The organism is Streptomyces sp. NPDC036815 (assembly GCF_055609205.1).
Window position 1 is genome coordinate 454,933 of the sequence record NZ_JBVJPW010000003.1, and the last position, 17,138, is coordinate 472,070.

Annotated in this window: 16 protein-coding genes; 10 read left to right on the forward strand and 6 right to left on the reverse strand. The window is 71.6% G+C overall.

The annotated features are described in order from the left end of the window. Positions 1-3 precede the first annotated feature (3 nt). Positions 4-885: an AraC family transcriptional regulator gene (locus ACZ69I_RS10855; protein ID WP_470831549.1), complete on the forward strand. Its 882-nt coding sequence runs from the start codon at positions 4-6 to the stop codon at positions 883-885. A 318-nt stretch (positions 886-1,203) separates the two neighbouring features. Next, positions 1,204-1,377 (forward strand): Tn3 family transposase, encoded by a 174-nt coding sequence (locus tag ACZ69I_RS10860; RefSeq protein WP_470831551.1) that lies wholly within the window; start codon positions 1,204-1,206, stop codon positions 1,375-1,377. Between the two features lie 2 nt (positions 1,378-1,379). On the opposite strand, the gene ACZ69I_RS10865 is transcribed toward ACZ69I_RS10860, so the two are convergent. Then, positions 1,380-2,084, reverse strand: coding sequence for a GntR family transcriptional regulator (locus tag ACZ69I_RS10865; protein ID WP_470831553.1), 705 nt, complete (start codon positions 2,082-2,084; stop codon positions 1,380-1,382). A 98-nt stretch (positions 2,085-2,182) separates the two neighbouring features. Between ACZ69I_RS10865 and ACZ69I_RS10870 the strand changes: the two genes are divergently transcribed. From ACZ69I_RS10870 to ACZ69I_RS10880, 3 genes are read left to right on the forward strand one after another with little or no spacing between them, the layout of a single operon-like run. Beyond that, on the forward strand, positions 2,183-2,716 hold the full coding sequence (locus ACZ69I_RS10870; protein ID WP_470831554.1) for a YbhB/YbcL family Raf kinase inhibitor-like protein: 534 nt from the start codon (positions 2,183-2,185) through the stop codon (positions 2,714-2,716). 33 nt (positions 2,717-2,749) lie between these two features. Next, entirely contained in the window at positions 2,750-3,769 is a 1,020-nt protein-coding gene (locus ACZ69I_RS10875; RefSeq protein WP_470831555.1) for an SCO6745 family protein, read from the forward strand. A 14-nt stretch (positions 3,770-3,783) separates the two neighbouring features. Further along, on the forward strand, positions 3,784-4,614 hold the full coding sequence (locus ACZ69I_RS10880; RefSeq protein WP_470831557.1) for a recombinase family protein: 831 nt from the start codon (positions 3,784-3,786) through the stop codon (positions 4,612-4,614). A 1-nt stretch (position 4,615) separates the two neighbouring features. Here the strand turns inward: ACZ69I_RS10880 and ACZ69I_RS10885 are convergent, their stop codons facing one another. After that, positions 4,616-5,020, reverse strand: coding sequence for a hypothetical protein (locus ACZ69I_RS10885; protein WP_470831558.1), 405 nt, complete (start codon positions 5,018-5,020; stop codon positions 4,616-4,618). A 283-nt stretch (positions 5,021-5,303) separates the two neighbouring features. Between ACZ69I_RS10885 and ACZ69I_RS10890 the strand changes: the two genes are divergently transcribed. The 3 genes from ACZ69I_RS10890 (at position 5,304) to ACZ69I_RS10900 (ending at position 9,833) form a co-directional block, all read left to right on the forward strand. Continuing rightward, a complete protein-coding gene (locus ACZ69I_RS10890; protein ID WP_470831560.1) occupies positions 5,304-7,370 on the forward strand; it encodes a pectinesterase family protein in 2,067 nt (688 codons plus the stop codon). A gap of 109 nt (positions 7,371-7,479) precedes the next feature. Further along, positions 7,480-8,691, forward strand: coding sequence for an MFS transporter (locus ACZ69I_RS10895; RefSeq protein ID WP_470831562.1), 1,212 nt, complete (start codon positions 7,480-7,482; stop codon positions 8,689-8,691). Positions 8,692-8,831: 140 nt separating this feature from the next. Then, complete coding sequence (locus tag ACZ69I_RS10900) at positions 8,832-9,833, forward strand: sugar ABC transporter permease (RefSeq protein WP_470831563.1); 1,002 nt, start codon at positions 8,832-8,834, stop codon at positions 9,831-9,833. Here the strand turns inward: ACZ69I_RS10900 and ACZ69I_RS10905 are convergent. After that, entirely contained in the window at positions 9,821-10,996 is a 1,176-nt protein-coding gene (locus ACZ69I_RS10905) for an acyl-CoA dehydrogenase family protein (protein WP_470831565.1), read from the reverse strand. The genes ACZ69I_RS10900 and ACZ69I_RS10905 overlap by 13 nt on opposite strands. A 134-nt stretch (positions 10,997-11,130) precedes the next feature. Between ACZ69I_RS10905 and ACZ69I_RS10910 the strand changes: the two genes are divergently transcribed. Then, a complete protein-coding gene (locus ACZ69I_RS10910; RefSeq protein ID WP_470831566.1) occupies positions 11,131-12,882 on the forward strand; it encodes a CoA transferase in 1,752 nt (583 codons plus the stop codon). Position 12,883: 1 nt separating this feature from the next. Next, entirely contained in the window at positions 12,884-14,563 is a 1,680-nt protein-coding gene (locus tag ACZ69I_RS10915; protein WP_470831568.1) for a class I adenylate-forming enzyme family protein, read from the forward strand. A 90-nt stretch (positions 14,564-14,653) separates the two neighbouring features. Here the strand turns inward: ACZ69I_RS10915 and ACZ69I_RS10920 are convergent, their stop codons facing one another. From ACZ69I_RS10920 to ACZ69I_RS10930, 3 genes are read right to left on the reverse strand one after another with little or no spacing between them, the layout of a single operon-like run. Beyond that, entirely contained in the window at positions 14,654-15,448 is a 795-nt protein-coding gene (locus tag ACZ69I_RS10920) for a metal ABC transporter solute-binding protein, Zn/Mn family (protein WP_470831569.1), read from the reverse strand. Beyond that, the gene (locus tag ACZ69I_RS10925; RefSeq protein ID WP_470831570.1) at positions 15,406-16,272 is read right to left on the reverse strand and encodes a metal ABC transporter permease; all 867 of its coding nucleotides are present in this window, start codon (positions 16,270-16,272) and stop codon (positions 15,406-15,408) included. The genes ACZ69I_RS10920 and ACZ69I_RS10925 overlap by 43 nt, the downstream gene beginning before the upstream one ends. Beyond that, entirely contained in the window at positions 16,269-16,904 is a 636-nt protein-coding gene (locus tag ACZ69I_RS10930; protein ID WP_470831571.1) for a metal ABC transporter ATP-binding protein, read from the reverse strand. The genes ACZ69I_RS10925 and ACZ69I_RS10930 overlap by 4 nt, the downstream gene beginning before the upstream one ends. Between the last annotated feature and the right edge of the window lie 234 nt (positions 16,905-17,138).

Sequence of the window (17,138 nt, forward strand, 5' to 3'; positions counted from 1 at the left end):
GTCGTGTCGTCCCAAGGCGTGCCACCCGCGTGGTCGGGCGTTGACATCGCAGTACCGGTGCCTTCGCACCGGCTGCCGGGCGTCAGCATGGCCGGATTCCGCCAGCGTGTCCCCACGCCCGTCGACATCGCGATGGTCGCGCATCCGTCCGTCACCTTACTCATCGATCTGAGCGACGATGACGGCCTGGTCTATGACAGGCAGGGCCGGCACGGACACGGCAGTGTCGTGATCGGTCTGGCCCCCGGGGAGCTGCGGGCGGCCGGCCTGGTGGGCGAGTGCCTGCAGATCCGGCTGCAGCCGGGTGTGGCGACCGCGGTGCTCGGCTCGTCGGCCGGGGTCAGCGGAAGCGTGGAGCCCTTGGCAGACGTCTGGGGCCGCGACGCCGGACGCATCGAGGAACGGCTGCGTACAGCCGGGTCGTGGAACGAGCGGTTCGCGATCGCGGCGGACGTCGTGCGCCGGCGGATGGGGGACGGCCTGCGGGTCGAACCGGAGGTCGCCCACGTCTGGAGGCGGACGGTCGCTGGCAGTGGCAGGGTGCGTATCGACGGCCTGGCGGACGAGGTCGGTTGGAGCCGCAAGCGCCTGTGGGCGCGTTTCCGGGCGCAGCTCGGCGTCACCCCCAAGCGAGCCGCCCAGCTGGTGCGGTTCGACCATGCGGCCCATCTGCTCGCGGCGGGTCTCCCTCCCGCCGGTGTCGCGGCCGAGAGCGGTTACGTCGACCAGTCCCATCTGCACCGCGACGTGAAGGCGTTCACGGGACTTACGCCGACTGCCGTCGCCGCCGCGCCGTGGCTGGCAATCGACGACGTCGCATGGCCGGACTCCTGGCGGGCAGGGAGGCCCGTGAGGGAGGGCGCACTCGGTTCCGGCCAGCGCTGAGCCGCCCGGCCGCCGCCCTCACCGTGCTCCCGGCCGGACGACCGCGCGGGCCGATGCAGGCCAACGCGTTCAGCCAGAAAAATGGCCAACGTGCCGGCCCGCGTCAGCGCGAGCCCGGGCCGGTAATCCGGGTATCCGGGTTCTCGTGTATGCGGTTAGCCGTTGCCCTGCTGCACGCTTGCACGTGCACACTCCCCAGTCGCGCCTGCGTCCACAACGTGTACGACACGGCTGGAGTACCTGTTCAACTCGGCCTCACAATCCACCCCGCACCACAGTCCACCGCACTCGCGGGACCCCCACAGAACGGCTGCTCAGGTGCACGTCAACACCCTGCTCCTCCAGCACATCCTGAGCGAGGAGAAGTGGCCGAAGCGGCTCATCGACGCCGCCCGGCGGGCTCTGTCCCCGTTGTTCTGGACCCACGTGAACCCCTACGGCCGGTTCGAGCTGGACATGGATTCTCACCTCGACCTCGCTGTTGTGGCGTAAGCCTAGGTGGCCTGGCCTGAGTCGTCGGTCAGAGCGTCGGTCAGAGCAGCCGCGGTCAAAGTGAGGTGCTGGACCAGGACCGCTGCTGCGGTGTCGGCGTCGCGGGCCAGCACCGCCTCCTCCAGCCTGCGGTGTTCCTCGGCGCCGTCCCGGTCGGGGTTGCGGTGCGCCGACCAACGGCGGGCCAGCTCACTCTGGGTCCACAACCGGTCGAAGGTCTCCAGCAGCGCGCGGTTGCCACACCCCTCCAGCAACGTGCGGTGGAAGGCTCTGTGAGCTTCGGCCCAAGCGCCGGTGTAGTACTCGCTCTCCTCCGGCGCGTATGCCGGAGTGCGCACCAGGCGATGGTGGGCGGCCCGCACGCGGGCCTCCCAGTCGACGTCGCCACGCTCGATGGACATGCGCAGTACGACCGGTTCGACGGTCCGACGGGCTTCCGCGATCTCCTGCCAGCGGCGGTCGGAGAAGGACGGGACGGCAAAACCGCGGTTGGGCAGCCGGTCGGCGAGCCCCTCGCCGACCACCCGCACGAGCGCCTCGCGCACCACAGCCAGGCTCACGCCCTGCTCCTTGGCAAGATCCTGCGGCTTGAGAGGGGCGCCAGGGGGGTGGTCCCCACGCATGATCGCGTCCCGCAGGTGTGCGTAGACCTGCTCGGAAAGCATCTGCTTCCCCGGTGGGGTCGAGGAGTGCGCCGTCTGATCCATGAGCCCATCCTAGACGATCCACTAGATAATCGATTATCCGTGTTACCGTCGATTCATTAGTCGACGAGGACGTCCTCGTCCGGAAAGGAACGACCGCTGTGCCTGCCAACGACCCCTTCGCCTGCCTCCCTCAGGCGGCCTCGTTCACCGTCACCAGCACCACCGTCACCGACGGCGCCGCGTGGCCGCCCGAGCAGCACTCCTCCGGCCTGCCCGGCGGGAAGGACGCATCCCCGCAGCTGTCCTGGAGCGGCGCCCCGGACGGCACCAAGAGCTATGCCGTCACCGTCTACGACCCCGACGCCCCCACCGGGTCCGGGTTCTGGCACTGGGCGGTCGCCGACATCCCTGCCACCGTCACCGAGCTGCCCGAGGGCGCCGGCGACGACACCGGCTCACAGTTGCCCGAGGGCGCCTACCAGTTGCCCAACGACGCCCGCATGGCCCGCTACATCGGCGCCGCCCCGCCGGCCGGACACGGCCCGCACCGTTACTTCGTCGTCGTGCACGCCCTCGACATCCCCTCGACAGGCGTCCCGGCCGACGCCACACCGGCCCTCCTCGGCTTCACCATGGCCGGTCACACCCTTGGACGCGCGGTGTTGACCGCCACCGCTGAAACACCCGCCTGACAGCGCCACCCGACTCCTGGAGACATCACCACCATGCACCTCGATGCCCTTCCCGACTCCGCCCGTACCGGAGACGGCCCGATGGACCTGAACGCCGTCCGTGATGTCAGCCGCGCCATCAGTGCCGCTCACCTGTTCATATATCTCGTCCCCGAGACCGCCGAGGAGGCGGCCGCGCTCGGCGTGACCGACCGCGGGCCGACGTATCTGGCCTTCCGGTCGGCCGCGATGGGCGCAGTTCCGTGGCAGGTCACGCTCGCGGCCTTCTACAACTTCAGCCCGCGGGCAGCGCGGGCCATGGCGGGCGTATGGGACGCCGCGCCGCCCGAGCGGTGGCAGGCCGCCCGCTTCCTGGCCGCCGGCCGGGCGATGCGGCGCGTCGACGTACATCTCACCGACGACCACCTTGCCGAGGCGCGCTCGCTGATCGACCCGGTCGTCGCCGGTGCCGACTACGCCGGTAAGGTGCTGGCCGCCGCGAACGCCTCGGTCGTGCTTCCCCCCGATCCTCTCGTCGCACTCTGGCAGCAGATCACGGTGGCGCGCGAGTGGCGAGGCGACGCCCACCTCGTCGTACTCGCCGACAACGGCCTCGGGCCGTGCGACTGTCTCGTTCTGCACACCGCGACCGGCCACCTCCCGACGGCTCTGGCGCGAGCGACCCGCCGGTGGGACGACGAGGAGTGGAGCGCGGCGACGGCACGCCTCGTCGCGCGCGGCTGGCTCGACTCCCACGGCGTGGTCACCGACGCCGGCAGTGCGGCGCGCGAGCGCATCGAAGTGGAGACAGACCGGCACTGCGCCGCGCTATGGGCACCGATCGGCAACGCAGGCGCCCGCCGCTTCGCCTCGCTCATCGCGCCGATCACCAACGCATTCACCGCAGCAGGGACGTTTCGGGCCGTTCGCGGACAGTCTGATCTCCATAAACGATCCTTTCCCCGAGCAAGATCAACCGAAGGTGCGGGAGGACGCACGGACGCCGCATCGGTTCTCACAACCCGTTCTCACGCCAGAGCGGGCGACGCCCCCGTTCTGAGAACTGAATTGTGAGAACCTCCGGGGTCATGACAGACCCTCACGACCCCGCCCCGGCCGACGCCGACGACGTCGAGCGCCACCCCTGCCCGCGGTGCGCGGTGCGCGGTCGCACCAGGATCGCCGTGTGCCGCTCGCGCGGCGGCGCGGTCGCCGGGACGTACCACACCGGCCGGTGCACCAAGGCGCCCCGGCTCGCGAAGCTCCTGCGGGTCCAGACCCCGGCCGACCGCGGGCCGGGGCAGCCGTGGCGGCCCGGCACCCCGCCGCCAGCGGTCGACCCGGACACCCCGGGCGCGGACATCCGGATCGGCTACGCCCGATGCTCGCCCCTCGGGCAGGAACTCGACTCCCAGCTCGACGCCCTCGCCAAGCACCGCGTCCCGCGAGAGAAGGTCTTCAGCGAGAAGATCAGCACCCGCATCCGGGTCCGCCCCCAGTTCGAGGCCGCGCTCGCCGCCGCCCGCGACATCAAGGCCCACGCCCCGCACTGCCGGGTCATCTTCACCGTCTATGAGATGAAGTGCCTCGGCCGCGACGCCGCCGAACTCACCGCGCTCGCCGACCACCTAACCGCCCACGGCCTGGTCCTGGAGATGCTCGCCGGACCGCTGCCCGGTATGTACGACCCCAGCGGGCCGGGCCGACTGCTGTTCGCATTCTTCGCCGCGATGGCGGAGACCGAACGGGAGAACATCCGGGAGTCGACCCTGGAAGGCATCTACCGTGCACTCGCCGAGCACGAGAAACGGGTGGCGTACCTGGAAGCCGTCGAACAGGCCCGCGCCGACTTCGCCGCCCTCACTGGCAGTGAGGTTCCTGAAGCTCGCACAGAAGCCAAGGCCCTACCTACACGCTGAGTTACTTGTCACTTCGCGGCAGCTTCGGGAGAACAGGGCCGTGTACACGAACCCGCCACGAGCCCTTCCGCCCAAGCTCAACCAGATCGTCGGTACGCCCCAACGCCGGCGTCCACACAGCGACATCGCCGCTCAGCGACTCAAACCCCGCCTCACCCTGCGCATCCCACATCGAGCCGTCCTCCGCAGGCGGGGTCTCGCCCCACACCTGCACCGTTACCGCCGCAGTATGCGTGTTACCGGCACTGCACACGTCCACTCGGCCAGGAAACACATTCACAAACACATCCGAATTGAACGCATCCGGAAACTCGACCGGAAGCTCCGCATCCCAAGACTCCACAAACGCGAACGCGTAAGAGTCCACAAACACATCAAGCCGCTGCTCCCGCACCAGCCCAGCCACGAAGGTCACTCCCACCCGAAGCATCCGGACAACAACAACGATCCTATCGACGCGCCCTCCACCCCACACCGACAACCTCGGCGCCCCGGCCGGCCGCGGGCCACCCTCGTCAGAGGTGTGCGCCGGGCGGCCCGGATCCGCGTCGCCGCTTCCCGTGCACCCGGCCAACGGCCGGAAGCACGTATCCCACCGGACGGCAACCATGCGCGCCTCCGCGGCAACTGACTGACAAGCCCGTGTCCCGCGGGCTCCCCCACGTACGTACAGATTGGGAAGAACACGCATGACTGAGCTGCACAGCCGCCGCAAGGCACGGCACCGCAGAAAGAAGAAGGCGCTGCTGATAGGTGGCCCGTTGGCGGTGGCCGCCGCGGGGGCCATGGCCTACGGCACGGCTTTCGGGGTGTTCGGCGAGGACGCGCAGCCCAGGGCCGCGGCCGCCGCCGCACCGTCCTGGGCCACGGACGCGGCCGACGGATTCGCCTCGGTGCACGCGCTCGGGCAGAAAGGGACGTACGGCGGGCGGGACGGGAGGACCGTGACCGTGCGCACCCTCGCCGACCTGGAGAAGTACGCGAGTGCCCCGGAGCCGTACGTCATCGTGGTGGCCGCGACGATCTCCATGGACCCCAAGGGCAAGGAGGTCAAGGTCGCCTCGGACAAGACGATCGTGGGCGCGGGCACCTCCGGGCAGATCGTCGGCGGCGGGTTCTTCCTCGGCCGGGGCGTGCACAACGTCATCATCCGGAACTTGACGATCCGGGACTCCTACCACGGCATGTGGAACGACAAGGAGCACGGCTGGGACGCCGTCCAGATGGACGGCGCGCACCATGTGTGGATCGACCACAACAACCTGCGGCACATGGCCGACGGCCTGATCGACAGCCGCAAGGACACCACCTATGTGACGGTGTCCTGGAACAGGCTGAGCAACAACAACAAGACGTTCGGCATCGGCTGGACGCAGAACGCCACCGCGAACCTGACGATCCATCACAACTGGTTCCGCGAGACCGAGCAGCGCAACCCGTCCACGGACAACGTCGCTCACGCGCACCTGTACAACAACTACCTCCAGGACGACCCGGACACGAAGGTCACCTCTTCCTACGGCAACTACTCGCGCGGCCACACCGAGATGGTCCTGGAGAACAGCTACTTCCAGGGGATGAACAACCCCGTCATCAAGGACGCGACCGCCGCCCTCGTCCAGCGTGGCAACGTCTTCGACAGGACGAGCGGCCGCAACGAGAGCGGCGGCGCTGCGTTCGACCCCAAGACGTACTACAAGTACAGCCTGGACAAGGCGGCCGACGTGCCTGCTCTCCTCAAGTCCGGTGCCGGGCCGCGCAGTTCGATCGGTGCGCCGAGCGCCGCCAGACGGGCCGCCGCGCGTACCACCCTGACCGTGGCGAAGGACGGCAGTGGGCAGTACAGGAGCGTGCAGAAGGCCGTCGACGCCGTCCCGGCGGGCAACACCGCGCGCGTGGTGATCCGCATCGCCCCCGGCACCTACCGTGAGACGGTCAAGGTCCCGGCGAACAAGACCCACGTCACCTTCGAGGGCACCGGCACCAGCCGCAAGAACACCGTCATCGTCGAGGGCCACGCCGCCGAGATGGCCAAGCCCGGCGGAGGGACGTACGGCACCGGCGGCAGCGCCACCGTCGCCGTGGAGGCCGACGACTTCCAGGCCCGCAACCTCACCATCTCCAACGACTTCGACGAAGCGCGGAACCAGCACTTCGACGACCACCAGGCCGTGGCCCTGGTCACCGCCGCCGACCGCGTACGCCTGGACGACCTCATCGTCAGCGGTGACCAGGACACCCTGCTCCTCGACACGGCCGCCAAGGACAGGACGGGCCGCGTCCACCTGACCGACTCCTACGTCATCGGCAACACCGACTTCGTCTTCGGCCGGGCCACCGCGGTCATCGACAAGTCCGTCCTCACCCTGAAGAAGCGCTGGAACGGCGCTTCGGCCGGATACGTCACCGCGCCCAGCACCCCGGCCGGGCGCAACGGGTTCCTCATCACCCGCACCACCATCGACGGTGACGTCGCCGCCCGGAGCTTCCACCTCGGCCGACCCTGGCACGCCGGCGGCGACGCGAGCCTCGACCCGCAGGCCACCATCCGTGACAGCAGGCTCGGCGCGGCCGTCAAGGCAGCCCCCTGGACCGACATGGGCGGCTTCTCCTGGAAGAACGACCGGTTCGCGGAGTACAACAACGAGGGCCCCGGCGCCGGGCCCGCCGGTCACGACCGCCCGCACCTGACCGACGCCCAGGCCGCCACCCAGAGCAGGGCGCACTGGCTCGGTGACTGGAAGCCCACAGCCTGAATCGCTCAGCCGAACGTAAGAGATTGCCGGGAACTCGTGGCCCGCGCGAACCGACTTCTCTTCCCGTACGACCCCTGCGAAGGGGTAGGACGGGCAGGGGAGGAAGACGGTGGGGGCGGAGCGCCAGGAAGTGCGGCCGACTGCCGACGAGGGCGCTGTGGGTGAGGGCGGCCGCAGTGGGGCACTGACGGCGCTGCTGACCAGCGCCATGGTGTTCTCGATGCTTCAGCTGTTCCTGCTGGGGGCCCTTGGCCCGCGCATCGTCGATGACCTGGACATTTCACCAACGGTTCTCGGGCTGACCACCACAGTGGGCTTCGGGGCCGCCGCGGTGCTCTCGCCGCTCGGCGGACGCCTGGTGGACCGTGGGGGGCCGCGCCGCTGTCTCGTCGCGCTGTTGTTGATCTCCGCCGCCGCGTTGGCGTTGATCGGTTCGGCGTCGGGCGCCGGAATGCTCCTCGCCTCGGTCGCGCTCGGTGGGTTGCCGCAGGCGCTGGCCAATCCCGCGACGAACAAGGCGATTCTGGCGTCCTTTCCCCCGGAGAAGCGGGGGCCGGTCACCGGCATGAAGCAGTCCGGGGTGCAGTTGGGCGCCTTCGCGGCCGGGCTGCCGCTGGCCGCACTGGCGGGGGCCGCGGGCTGGCGGGGCGCCGTGTGGGCGGCAGCCGGTGCCGCGGTCGTCGCCGCGGGCTGGGCGGCACGGTCCCTGCCCGGCGACCCGCCCGCCAAGCACGTGCCCACGGCTTGGGTGCCGCGTGGCTCGACGGCCTGGCTCGCTGTCTTCTCGCTGTTCCTCGGCAGCGGGATCGCCTCGGTGAACACCTACATGGCGCTGTACGGCACGGAGAAGCTCGACCTCGGGCCCACGGCGGCCGGTGCGTTGGTCGCGGTCCTGGGTGTGGCCGGGATCGCGGGCCGGGTGGGTTGGTCGAAGGTGGCGAGCGATCCGGGGCGGGCTGTGCGCCTTCCAGGTCTCCTGGCCGCCGGTGCGGTGGGTGCCGCGCTGCTCCTGGCCGCCGCCGTGCACATGCGTCCGCTGGCCTGGCTAGGCGCGGTGTCCGTCGGTGTCTTCGCCGTCGCGGCCAACGCGGTGTCGATGGTCCTCGTGATGCAGCGTGCGGCTCCCGGGCGCGCCGGGCAGGACTCGGCGCTGGTCGCGGCGGGGTTCTTCGCCGGTTTCGCCGTCGGACCGCCACTGTTCGGGCTCCTCGCGGCCCGTGGGCACTACGAGGGCGGCTGGATGGTCGTCGCTGGTGAGTTCGCGGTGGCGTGCGCGGTCGCAGCGCTCTGGGTGGTACGGGACCGGGCGGCGAGAACATGACCGGGCCTGTGTCGGACGGCGTCGCGCCCGTCTCGGACGGGGCCGGCCGTTCCTCGGGCGGGGCTGGGGCCGCTTCTGGTGGGACTGGGGCCGTTTCGGGCGACGTCGCGGACAGGACGAGATCCCCGTACGGCGACGGCATGACCGATTCCGGATCGCACGTGTCGGCGCCCGCCCCCGACTGGGCCCACCCCGCCCTGACCGCCCTGCTCGACCGGGCCGCCCGCACCCGCTCCGAGGTCGGCGACCGCTTCCCGCTGTTCGCCGATCCCGGCAGCGGACGCTGGACGACCAGCCGACGCGGCTCGTGGACCGGAGGGTTCTGGGCGGGGTTGTCGTGGCTGCGGGCCCTGCACAGCGGCGAGCGGCACGACCGGGAGGCGGCGAGCCAGTGCACGGCCCGGCTCGCCGATTGGGTGGACGCCGACACCGCCACGCGCGGGCTGATCTTCTGGTACGGAACAGCGCTCGCGGACGGACCAGGTGCCACCGGGCTGCGACAGCGCGCGGCCGCGGCCTGTTGGGACGCGTACGACGAGCAACTCGGGTTGGTCCCCTGGGGTTCGGCCTTCGGCGGGCCCAGGCTGATCGCCCGCGCGGACGCGGTGCCGGGCCTCGTCCAACTCCTCGCCACTGTGGACGCGTCGGCTGCCGCGTCTCATCTCCGGCAGCATCTCGCCCTGTGCGCGGGTCGGATGGCTTCGCGCTTCGATCCGGTGACCGGCTGGTCCCCGTGTGCGGAACCGCCGCCCGGCTGGAGCCGCGGGCGGGCGTGGCTGCTGCTGGCGGCCGCCGACGCTTCGACGCTGCTCGGCACCGGCGAACGGGGAGAGGCCGCCTCCCGCTCGCCGGGCCTTTCCCAGGTCCCTCTGGCCGACGACGACCGGCCGGGCGGGCTGCCCGACACCTCCGCCGCCGCGATCACCGCGGTCGCGCTGCTGAAACTCGGCCGGCGCGAGTCGGCCGTCACTCTGCTCGATCAGCTGGTCAGTCGTCATCTGACGCCCGACGGCCGGCTTCTCGACGGCTGTTACGACCTCGCCACCGGCACAGCCACGCGACACGAGCTGATCTGGGGCGACTTCTTCCTCGCGCTCGGCCTCGCCATCCTCACGGGACTGGTGGCCGCTCACGACGTCTGACGCAGCACCCTCCGCGCCACCGACGTCATGTGCAGCTCGTCCGGGCCGTCCAGAATGCGGGCCGTCCGCCCGGTGCGGAACAGTCCGGGCAGCGCGGTATCGGGGCCGAGGCCCGCGGCGCCGTGGACCTGGATGGCGGCATCCGCGACCTGTTGCAGCATGCGCGCGGCGGCGACCTTCGCGAGACCGACCTCCACATGGGCGTCCCGGCCCGCGTCGAGCCGCGCCACCGCCTCGTACACGAGCGGCCGGGTCGTGCGCAGGGCGAGCAGGGACTCGAAGACGTGCTGTTGCACGAGCTGCAGGTCAGCGAGGGGGCCGCGGGAACGGGTGCGGGTCAGCGCCCGCTCGCGCATCAGGTCGAAGGCCCGCTGGGCCTGCCCGAGCCAGCGCAGGCAGCGCAGCGTGCGGCCGAGCAGCAGCCGTTCACCCGCGATGGCCAGAGCCTGGCCGCGCGCGCCGAGCAGGTGGTCCGCATCCACGGTGACGTCGGCCAGGGCGATCTCGCACTGCCCGCTCGCTCCGAGGACCGGCAGGTCGCGCACTACTTCGAAGCCGGGGGTGGAGGTGGGCACCAGGAGCAGGGACAGGCCCTCGCGGTCCGGTGCGGAACCGTCGGTGCGGGCGAGGACGGTGACGAGGTCGGCGTCGGCAGCCCCGCTGATGAACCACTTGCGGCCGTTGACCCGCCAACTGCCCGCGGCCGACCGCGTGGCGGTTGTCTCGGTGAGGAAGGGGTCGGTACCGGGGGTGTCGGGTTCCGTCATGGCGTACGACGTGCGGATCTCACCGGCGACCAGGCGCTTCAGGTACATCTCCCGGACGCGGGTGCTGCCGTGGCGCCGCAGCATCAGCACGTCGAGGAGGGGTGCGGAGCCGAGCGCGGCGGGTCCGTGGTCGCTGGCGCCTTCGGCCTCGGCGATGTGGGCGTACGCGCCCAGCGGCAGCCCCTGGCCGCCGAGGTCGCAGGGCAGGGGCAAGGCCCACAGGCCCTGTCTCCTCGCCTCGTCCTTGAGGGCGCGCATCTGCGTTGCGGCCTCCGGCCCACCGGCGTCCAGCACCGGTTCGCAGGGCATCACGTGGCGGCGGACGAACGACGCCACCTGGTCCCTCAACTCGGTTGTTCCGGCAGGGCAAGAGGGAAGCCCGCTCACCGCACTCATACGACTCTCCATCATTTCCTCCAGTTTCCCGGGAACCCACGGGACCGGCACTCCGACTGCTCTTCCGAAGGACGGGTCGGGCGCGGAGGCTCCCGAGTTCCCGGCACACCAGCACATTCGGGGTGAGGAGAGGCATGGCGACACCAGCCACCGAGCGGACGGTCCGGCCACTGGACGGGCTGCGGCTTGAGACATCCGGGCCGCCGGGCCCCGGCGCGGGCCTCCTCCAGGAGCACCTGCGGCTGCTGGGGGCCCGGGCGGCCGAGCCGACGGGCGAGGGTTTCGCCTTGTGCGGGGCTGGGTTCGACGACGTCACCGCCGAGGTCACCTGGGGCGAGGCGAACGGTCTGACCGACGAGGCCACCGTGCAGGCCGCCACCGGCATCATGGGCGTGCACGGCCGCCGTGACGGCTCCCCGCGCGGCCTGGCCGTCGACTATGCCGCCACCGCCACCGGCGTGCTCGCCGCACAGGGCCTGCTCGCCGGGCTCCTGGCCCAGGCCCGCGGCGGTGGTCGGGTCGCACGGGTGCGCACCAGCGCCCAGCGAGCCGGTCTCCTGGCCGTCTCGCAGTATCTGGCCGCCGCCGGCGCCGACGAGGGCGAGGCGGTGGCAGCCGCTCCCGGTGGGCCTCCGTTCACGGCGGCCGACGGCACGGTGTTCGAGCTGGAGACCCTCGACCCCGGGGCGTGGGCCGCGTTCTGGCGCGCCCTGGACGCACCCGAGGAAGCGATACGCGCGGGCTGGCGGCCCTTCCAGTTCCGGTACGCCACCGCCTGCGCCCCCTTCCCGCAGGCCCTGCACGACACGGCGCGGGCGAGTGCGTGGGAGCGGATCCGGTACGCGGCCGGGACGTCCGGCGCCGAGGTGTGCCCCCTGCGGTCCCTGGCCGAGCGGGCCGCCGAGCACGACGGGGCCGCCCCTTGGACGCTGACCTCGTACGAAGCCTCCTACGTCGCGAAGCCGCCGGGCACTCGGCCCCTGGAAGGCCTGACGGTCCTGGAAGCGGGACGCCGCATCCAGGCCCCCCTCACCGCGCACCTCTTGGGCCTGCTGGGCGCCGACGTCATCCGCGTCGAGCCGCCGGGCGGGGACCCGCTGCGCGGCATGCCGCCCGCCTGTTCCGGGATCTCCGCACGGTGGCTGGCCCTCAACCGGGGCAAGAAGGCCGTCGAGGTCGACATCAAGTCGGCCGGTGACCGGCGGCGGCTGCGGGAGATGGCCGCCGAAGCCGATGTGTTCCTGCACAATTGGGCGCCGGGCAAGGCGGCCCAACTCGGCTTGGACAGGGACGACTTGGCCACGGTGAATCCGGCACTGGTGTACGCGTACACGAGCGGGTGGGCGGACCGGCTCACGGACGCGCCGATGGGCACCGACTTCATGGTGCAGGCCCGCACGGGCGTCGGGGAGGCGGCACGACCCGCCGACGAGCCGCCCGCGCCCTCCCTGATGACCCTCCTGGACGTACTCGGCGGCCTGCTCGGGACCGAGGCCGTGCTCGCGGGTCTGCTGCTTCGTGAACGCACCGGCCGAGGCGTACGCGTGGACTCCTCCCTCCTCGGCGCCGCCGACGTACTCACCGCCCCTGCCCTACAGGAGGCGGCCGCCGGGCGCTGGGCGAGGAGACCCGCCGGATTCCGCCGCCCCCTGCCCACCGCCGACGGGTGGATCGCCCCCACCGACGACTGCGCCGCCGCGGCCGCCGCGTACGACCTGAGCGGGCTGCCCACCGACGAAGCCCTGACGCGACTGCGCGCCCACGGCCTGACCGTGACCGCCGTCACCACCGACCTGGCCGCCCTGCACCACGACCCGCGCTTCACCGGCTCGATCAGCCGCGACGCACACGGGGCGCCCGCCGTCCCCGACCCCTGGAGCTTCTGACATGCCCGTCGCCCTGCACGACCTGCTCCCCACCCGGCTCCGCCGCTCCTGGGCGGCCGAGGGGACCTGCCCCGACCTCGACCTCTACAGCCTCTACCGGGCCCACCGGATCGACGCCCTGCACCGCACCGCGGTGATCGACGCCAAGGGGAAGCTCTGTTACACCGCGCTGGACCGCAAGGCGCGATGTCTGGCCGCCGGGCTCGCCGGGCTCGGCATAGGCGAGGGCGATGTCGTCGGCGTCCAACTGCCCAACGGCCGCAACGCGGTGATCGCCGATCTCGCCCTGGCCGCACTCGGCGCCGTGGCGCTGCCTTTCCCGGTCGGCCGCGGCGGGCGTGAGGCGGCTTCCCTGCTCGGCAGAGCCGAGGCGGTCGCGGTGATCGCCGCCACCGAGCACCGGGGTTCCCGGCACGCGGAGGATCTGCTGCGTCTCGCCGGTGAACTGCCCGCGCTGCGCACGGTCGTCGCGGCAGGCCCCGGCGGCGCGCCACAGGGCTCCGTGCCGCTCGCGCAGCTGCTGCGCTCGGATGCGACGGCCTTCGTACCCGCACGCCCCGGCCCCGATTCCGCGGCGCGCATCCTGGTCTCCTCGGGTTCCGAGGCCGAACCGAAGATGATCGCGTACTCGCACAACGCGCTGGCCGGCGGTCGCGGCAACTTCCTGGCGTCCCTGATGCCCGACGGGGAGCCGCCCCGCTGCCTCTTCCTCGTCCCGCTCGCCTCCGCCTTCGGCAGCAACGGCACCGCCGTCGCGCTGGCCAGGCACGGCGGCACCCTCATCCTGCTCGACCACTTCACGCCCGAGGCCGCCCTCGACGCGATCGCCGAGCACGAGCCGACCCATGTGCTCGGTGTGCCGACGATGATCCGGATGATGCTCGACCGACTCGCCGAAGCGCCTCGCGTCCTGCCCGCGCCCACCGCGCTGGTCCTCGGCGGGTCGGCGCTCAACGCGGCCACCGCCGATGAGGCCCGGCGCGCCTTCGGCTGCCCGGTCGTCAACCTCTACGGGTCGGCGGACGGCGTCAACTGCCATACGGGACTGGGCGAACCGCCGGAGCAGGAAGAGGGACCCGGCGTACCGGCGGGCCATCCGGACGCGCGGGTCGCGGACATCCGCATAGCCGTCCCCGGCACCCCGCAGATGCGGGAAGTGACCGCGGGAACGGTCGGCGAGATCGTCGCCCGCGGGCCCATGACGCCTCTGTGCTACGTCGGGGCACCCGAGCTGGACGCGCGCTATCGCACCGCCGACGGCTGGGTACGCACCGGTGACCTCGGCATACTCGGCGAGGACGGGATGCTGCGGGTGGTGGGCCGCCTCAAGGACGTGGTGATCCGGGGCGGGGCCAACATCAGCCCTGCCGAGGTCGAGATCGAGCTGGCCGCGCACCCGGGTATACGGGACGTGGTGTGCGTGGGCGTCCCCGACCCGCTGATGGGCGAGCGGCTCGCGGCCTGCGTGGTGACCCGCGAGGGGCAGGCGCCCACCCTGGAGGAGCTCTGCGCGCACTTGGACGCAAGCGGTCTGGAGCGGCGCAAGCACCCGGAGCGGCTCCTTGTGGTGGAGGCGCTGCCGCTGACTCCCGCGGGCAAGCCGGACCGGGCCGGACTGCGGGCGCGGTTGACCGAGGACGCGACATCGGGTCCTGCCGCTCCCCTGGCGCAGGCCGTCTGACGGGACCGCGAGACAGCTGAACCAACAAGAGGTGGCGCCCCAGGGACCTGGTCGGTCCCCGGGGCGCCCTCTGCACGGTCCTCGCGCGGCTCAGGAAGCGGCCAGGGCCTTCTGTACGACGCCCGCCGCGTTCCGGTAGACCGGCAGCAGCTCCAGGTCCTTGCCCGGATAGTTGACGATCTCCAGCTGCTTGGCGCCCGCGTCCGGCAGGACCTCTCCTGTGGACATGTGCGCGTTGTCCAGGACGAAGGACGGCTTCTTCGCCGACAGCTTGGACAGCTGACCGGCGGTCACCGCCTCCGGGCCGTACGTTCCCACCACCTCGGCGCCCGCCATCCTGGCCGCCCAGGCGGAGAAGACCTGTGCCACCACCACCGGGGCCTTGCCGCCCGGCCAGGCGGCCTTCAGCTCTTTGCGCAGCTTTCCGTACTCGGCGTCGAAGGTCTTCTTCCACTGCGCGGCGGAGCCCTCGGTACCGAACTTCTTGCCCAGGCTCGTCACTTGGGCCCCGGCCTTCTCGGCGTCGTTGTCGAGGTCGACCTCGATGAGTTCGGCGTCGGAACCCGCAGCCTCCTTGATCTTCTCGGCGTACGGTTCGAACGGCGCGTACAGCACGAAGTCGGCATCGGCGACCGCCGCCAGGTCGGACGGCTTGGGGTCGTAGTCGGGGGCGTGGTGCACCGACTGCGGGACGATGACCTGCACGTCCTTGGCGCCCGCGGCCTTGGCGAAGGCGCCCTCCCAGGTGGTGGTGGCCACGACCTTCGGATCGCCGTCGTGCCCGGGCTCACCGTCAGAGGAGTCTTCGGAACCGCAGGCCGCGGTGAGGACCAGGGATCCGGTCAGTGCGAGGAGGGGGATGATGCGGACGCGGGTGCGCGCCATGAGCGGGTACTCCGTTCGGGGAAGAGATGGACGCCGAGGGCCACGGCCCCCGCCGTCAGGACGAGGACCGGGCCGGGAGGCAGGTCCAGGGACAGCGCGATGAGGAAGCCGGTCGTGTTGACCGTGATCCCGATGACGACGGCCCACAGGGTGATCGAGGTCAGGGAGGCGCCCAGGCGGCGGGCCGCCAGTGCGGGCAGCAGGGTCAGAGCGTCCACAAGAAGCGCGCCGGTCAACTTGATGGCTCCGGCGACCGCCACCGCGACCAGGACCAGCAGGAGCAGGGTCAGCCGCTCGACGCGGACCCCGGAGCAGAGGGCGAGTTCACGGTCGTAAAGGAGCAGCGCGAGATCCCGCCGACGCCACCAGAAGAGCCCCGGCACCAGAACGGCAAGGCTGCCAAGGACCCACAGGTCGTAGATGCCCACCGACAGGATCGACCCCCACAGCAGGGCGAACGCCCCGGAGGCGTTGACCCCCGACACCGAGAGTGTGAGGAGCGCCGCCGCGATGGCCAGGCTCATCAGCAGGCCCATCGCGCCGGAGAGTCCGTCCGGGGTTCGGGCCAGCGGCGCCACCCCCGCACCGGCGAGCGCGCAGGCGATCAGCGCACACACCATGGGGTCGAGCCCGGTCAACAGCCCGACGGCGACGCCCAGCAGAGCGACGTGCATCATCGCGAACCGCACCGGCATGATGTCCAGCCCGACGATCACCACCCCGATCACCGGAAGGCCGACAGCGGCGAGCAGAAGCGCGGCACCCGCCCGCTGCACCGGGAGAAGCTGCAGCAGCGCGCCGACATCGGTCAGGGCGAGGTTCATATGACCTCCCGCAACCGGCCCGCGGCCATCTCGAGCACCCGCTCGCACCGGTCGGCCAGCGCCCGGTCATGGGTGACCACGATGAGCGTGACCGGCAGCGAGAGCAGCAGATCGGCCGCCTCCTCCTGGCCGGAGAAGTCCAGAGCCGCGGTGGGCTCATCGGCGAGCAGCACCCCCGCCCCGGCGGCCACGGACCCGACCGCCCGCGCCAGGTACATGCGCTGCAGCTGGCCTCCGGACAGCGTGTGCAAGGGCCGGTCGACACACGCCCCGACCCCCAGCTTCTCCGCCGCCTCCAGCGCCCGATCGGCCGCACCGCCGCTGTGCAGCAACTCCCGCGCGAGCAGCGGGAACCGTCCCACGGCGGGCTTCTGCGGAATCCACGCGCACGCGCGCCGCCGCCAGGCCCACTCGGCCGGCGTACGCGCCGGCCGGGCCCCGACCGTGATCTCGCCGTCCGCCTTGCGGTGCAGGCCGAGCAGCGCCCGCAGCAGCGTGGTCTTGCCCGATCCGTTGGTTCCGGTCAGCGCCACCTGTTCACCGGCCGCGACATCGAGATCCACCTCACGTACGGCATCCACGCGCCCGTGCCGACAGCCGACGCCACGCATCCGCACGGCCAGTCCGCCCACTTCCCACTCCCTGGTCACGAGAGAGCAGTCGGATGGGGAGGGCGCCTGGTTCCCGACCTCGCACAACGCGTTCGTACGCACTTCCCGCAGCCCTCGGCCGGGATCAACGTCGAAGGGGCGACACGCCATCCTCCTGCCCCTAGGTCCTGTCTGACAAAGGATCTTGGGTGGGTTCGCGGAGCCAGAGGATGAGTGCGGCGAGGTGGACTCCGGCCTTGTAGCGGGTGGCGAGTT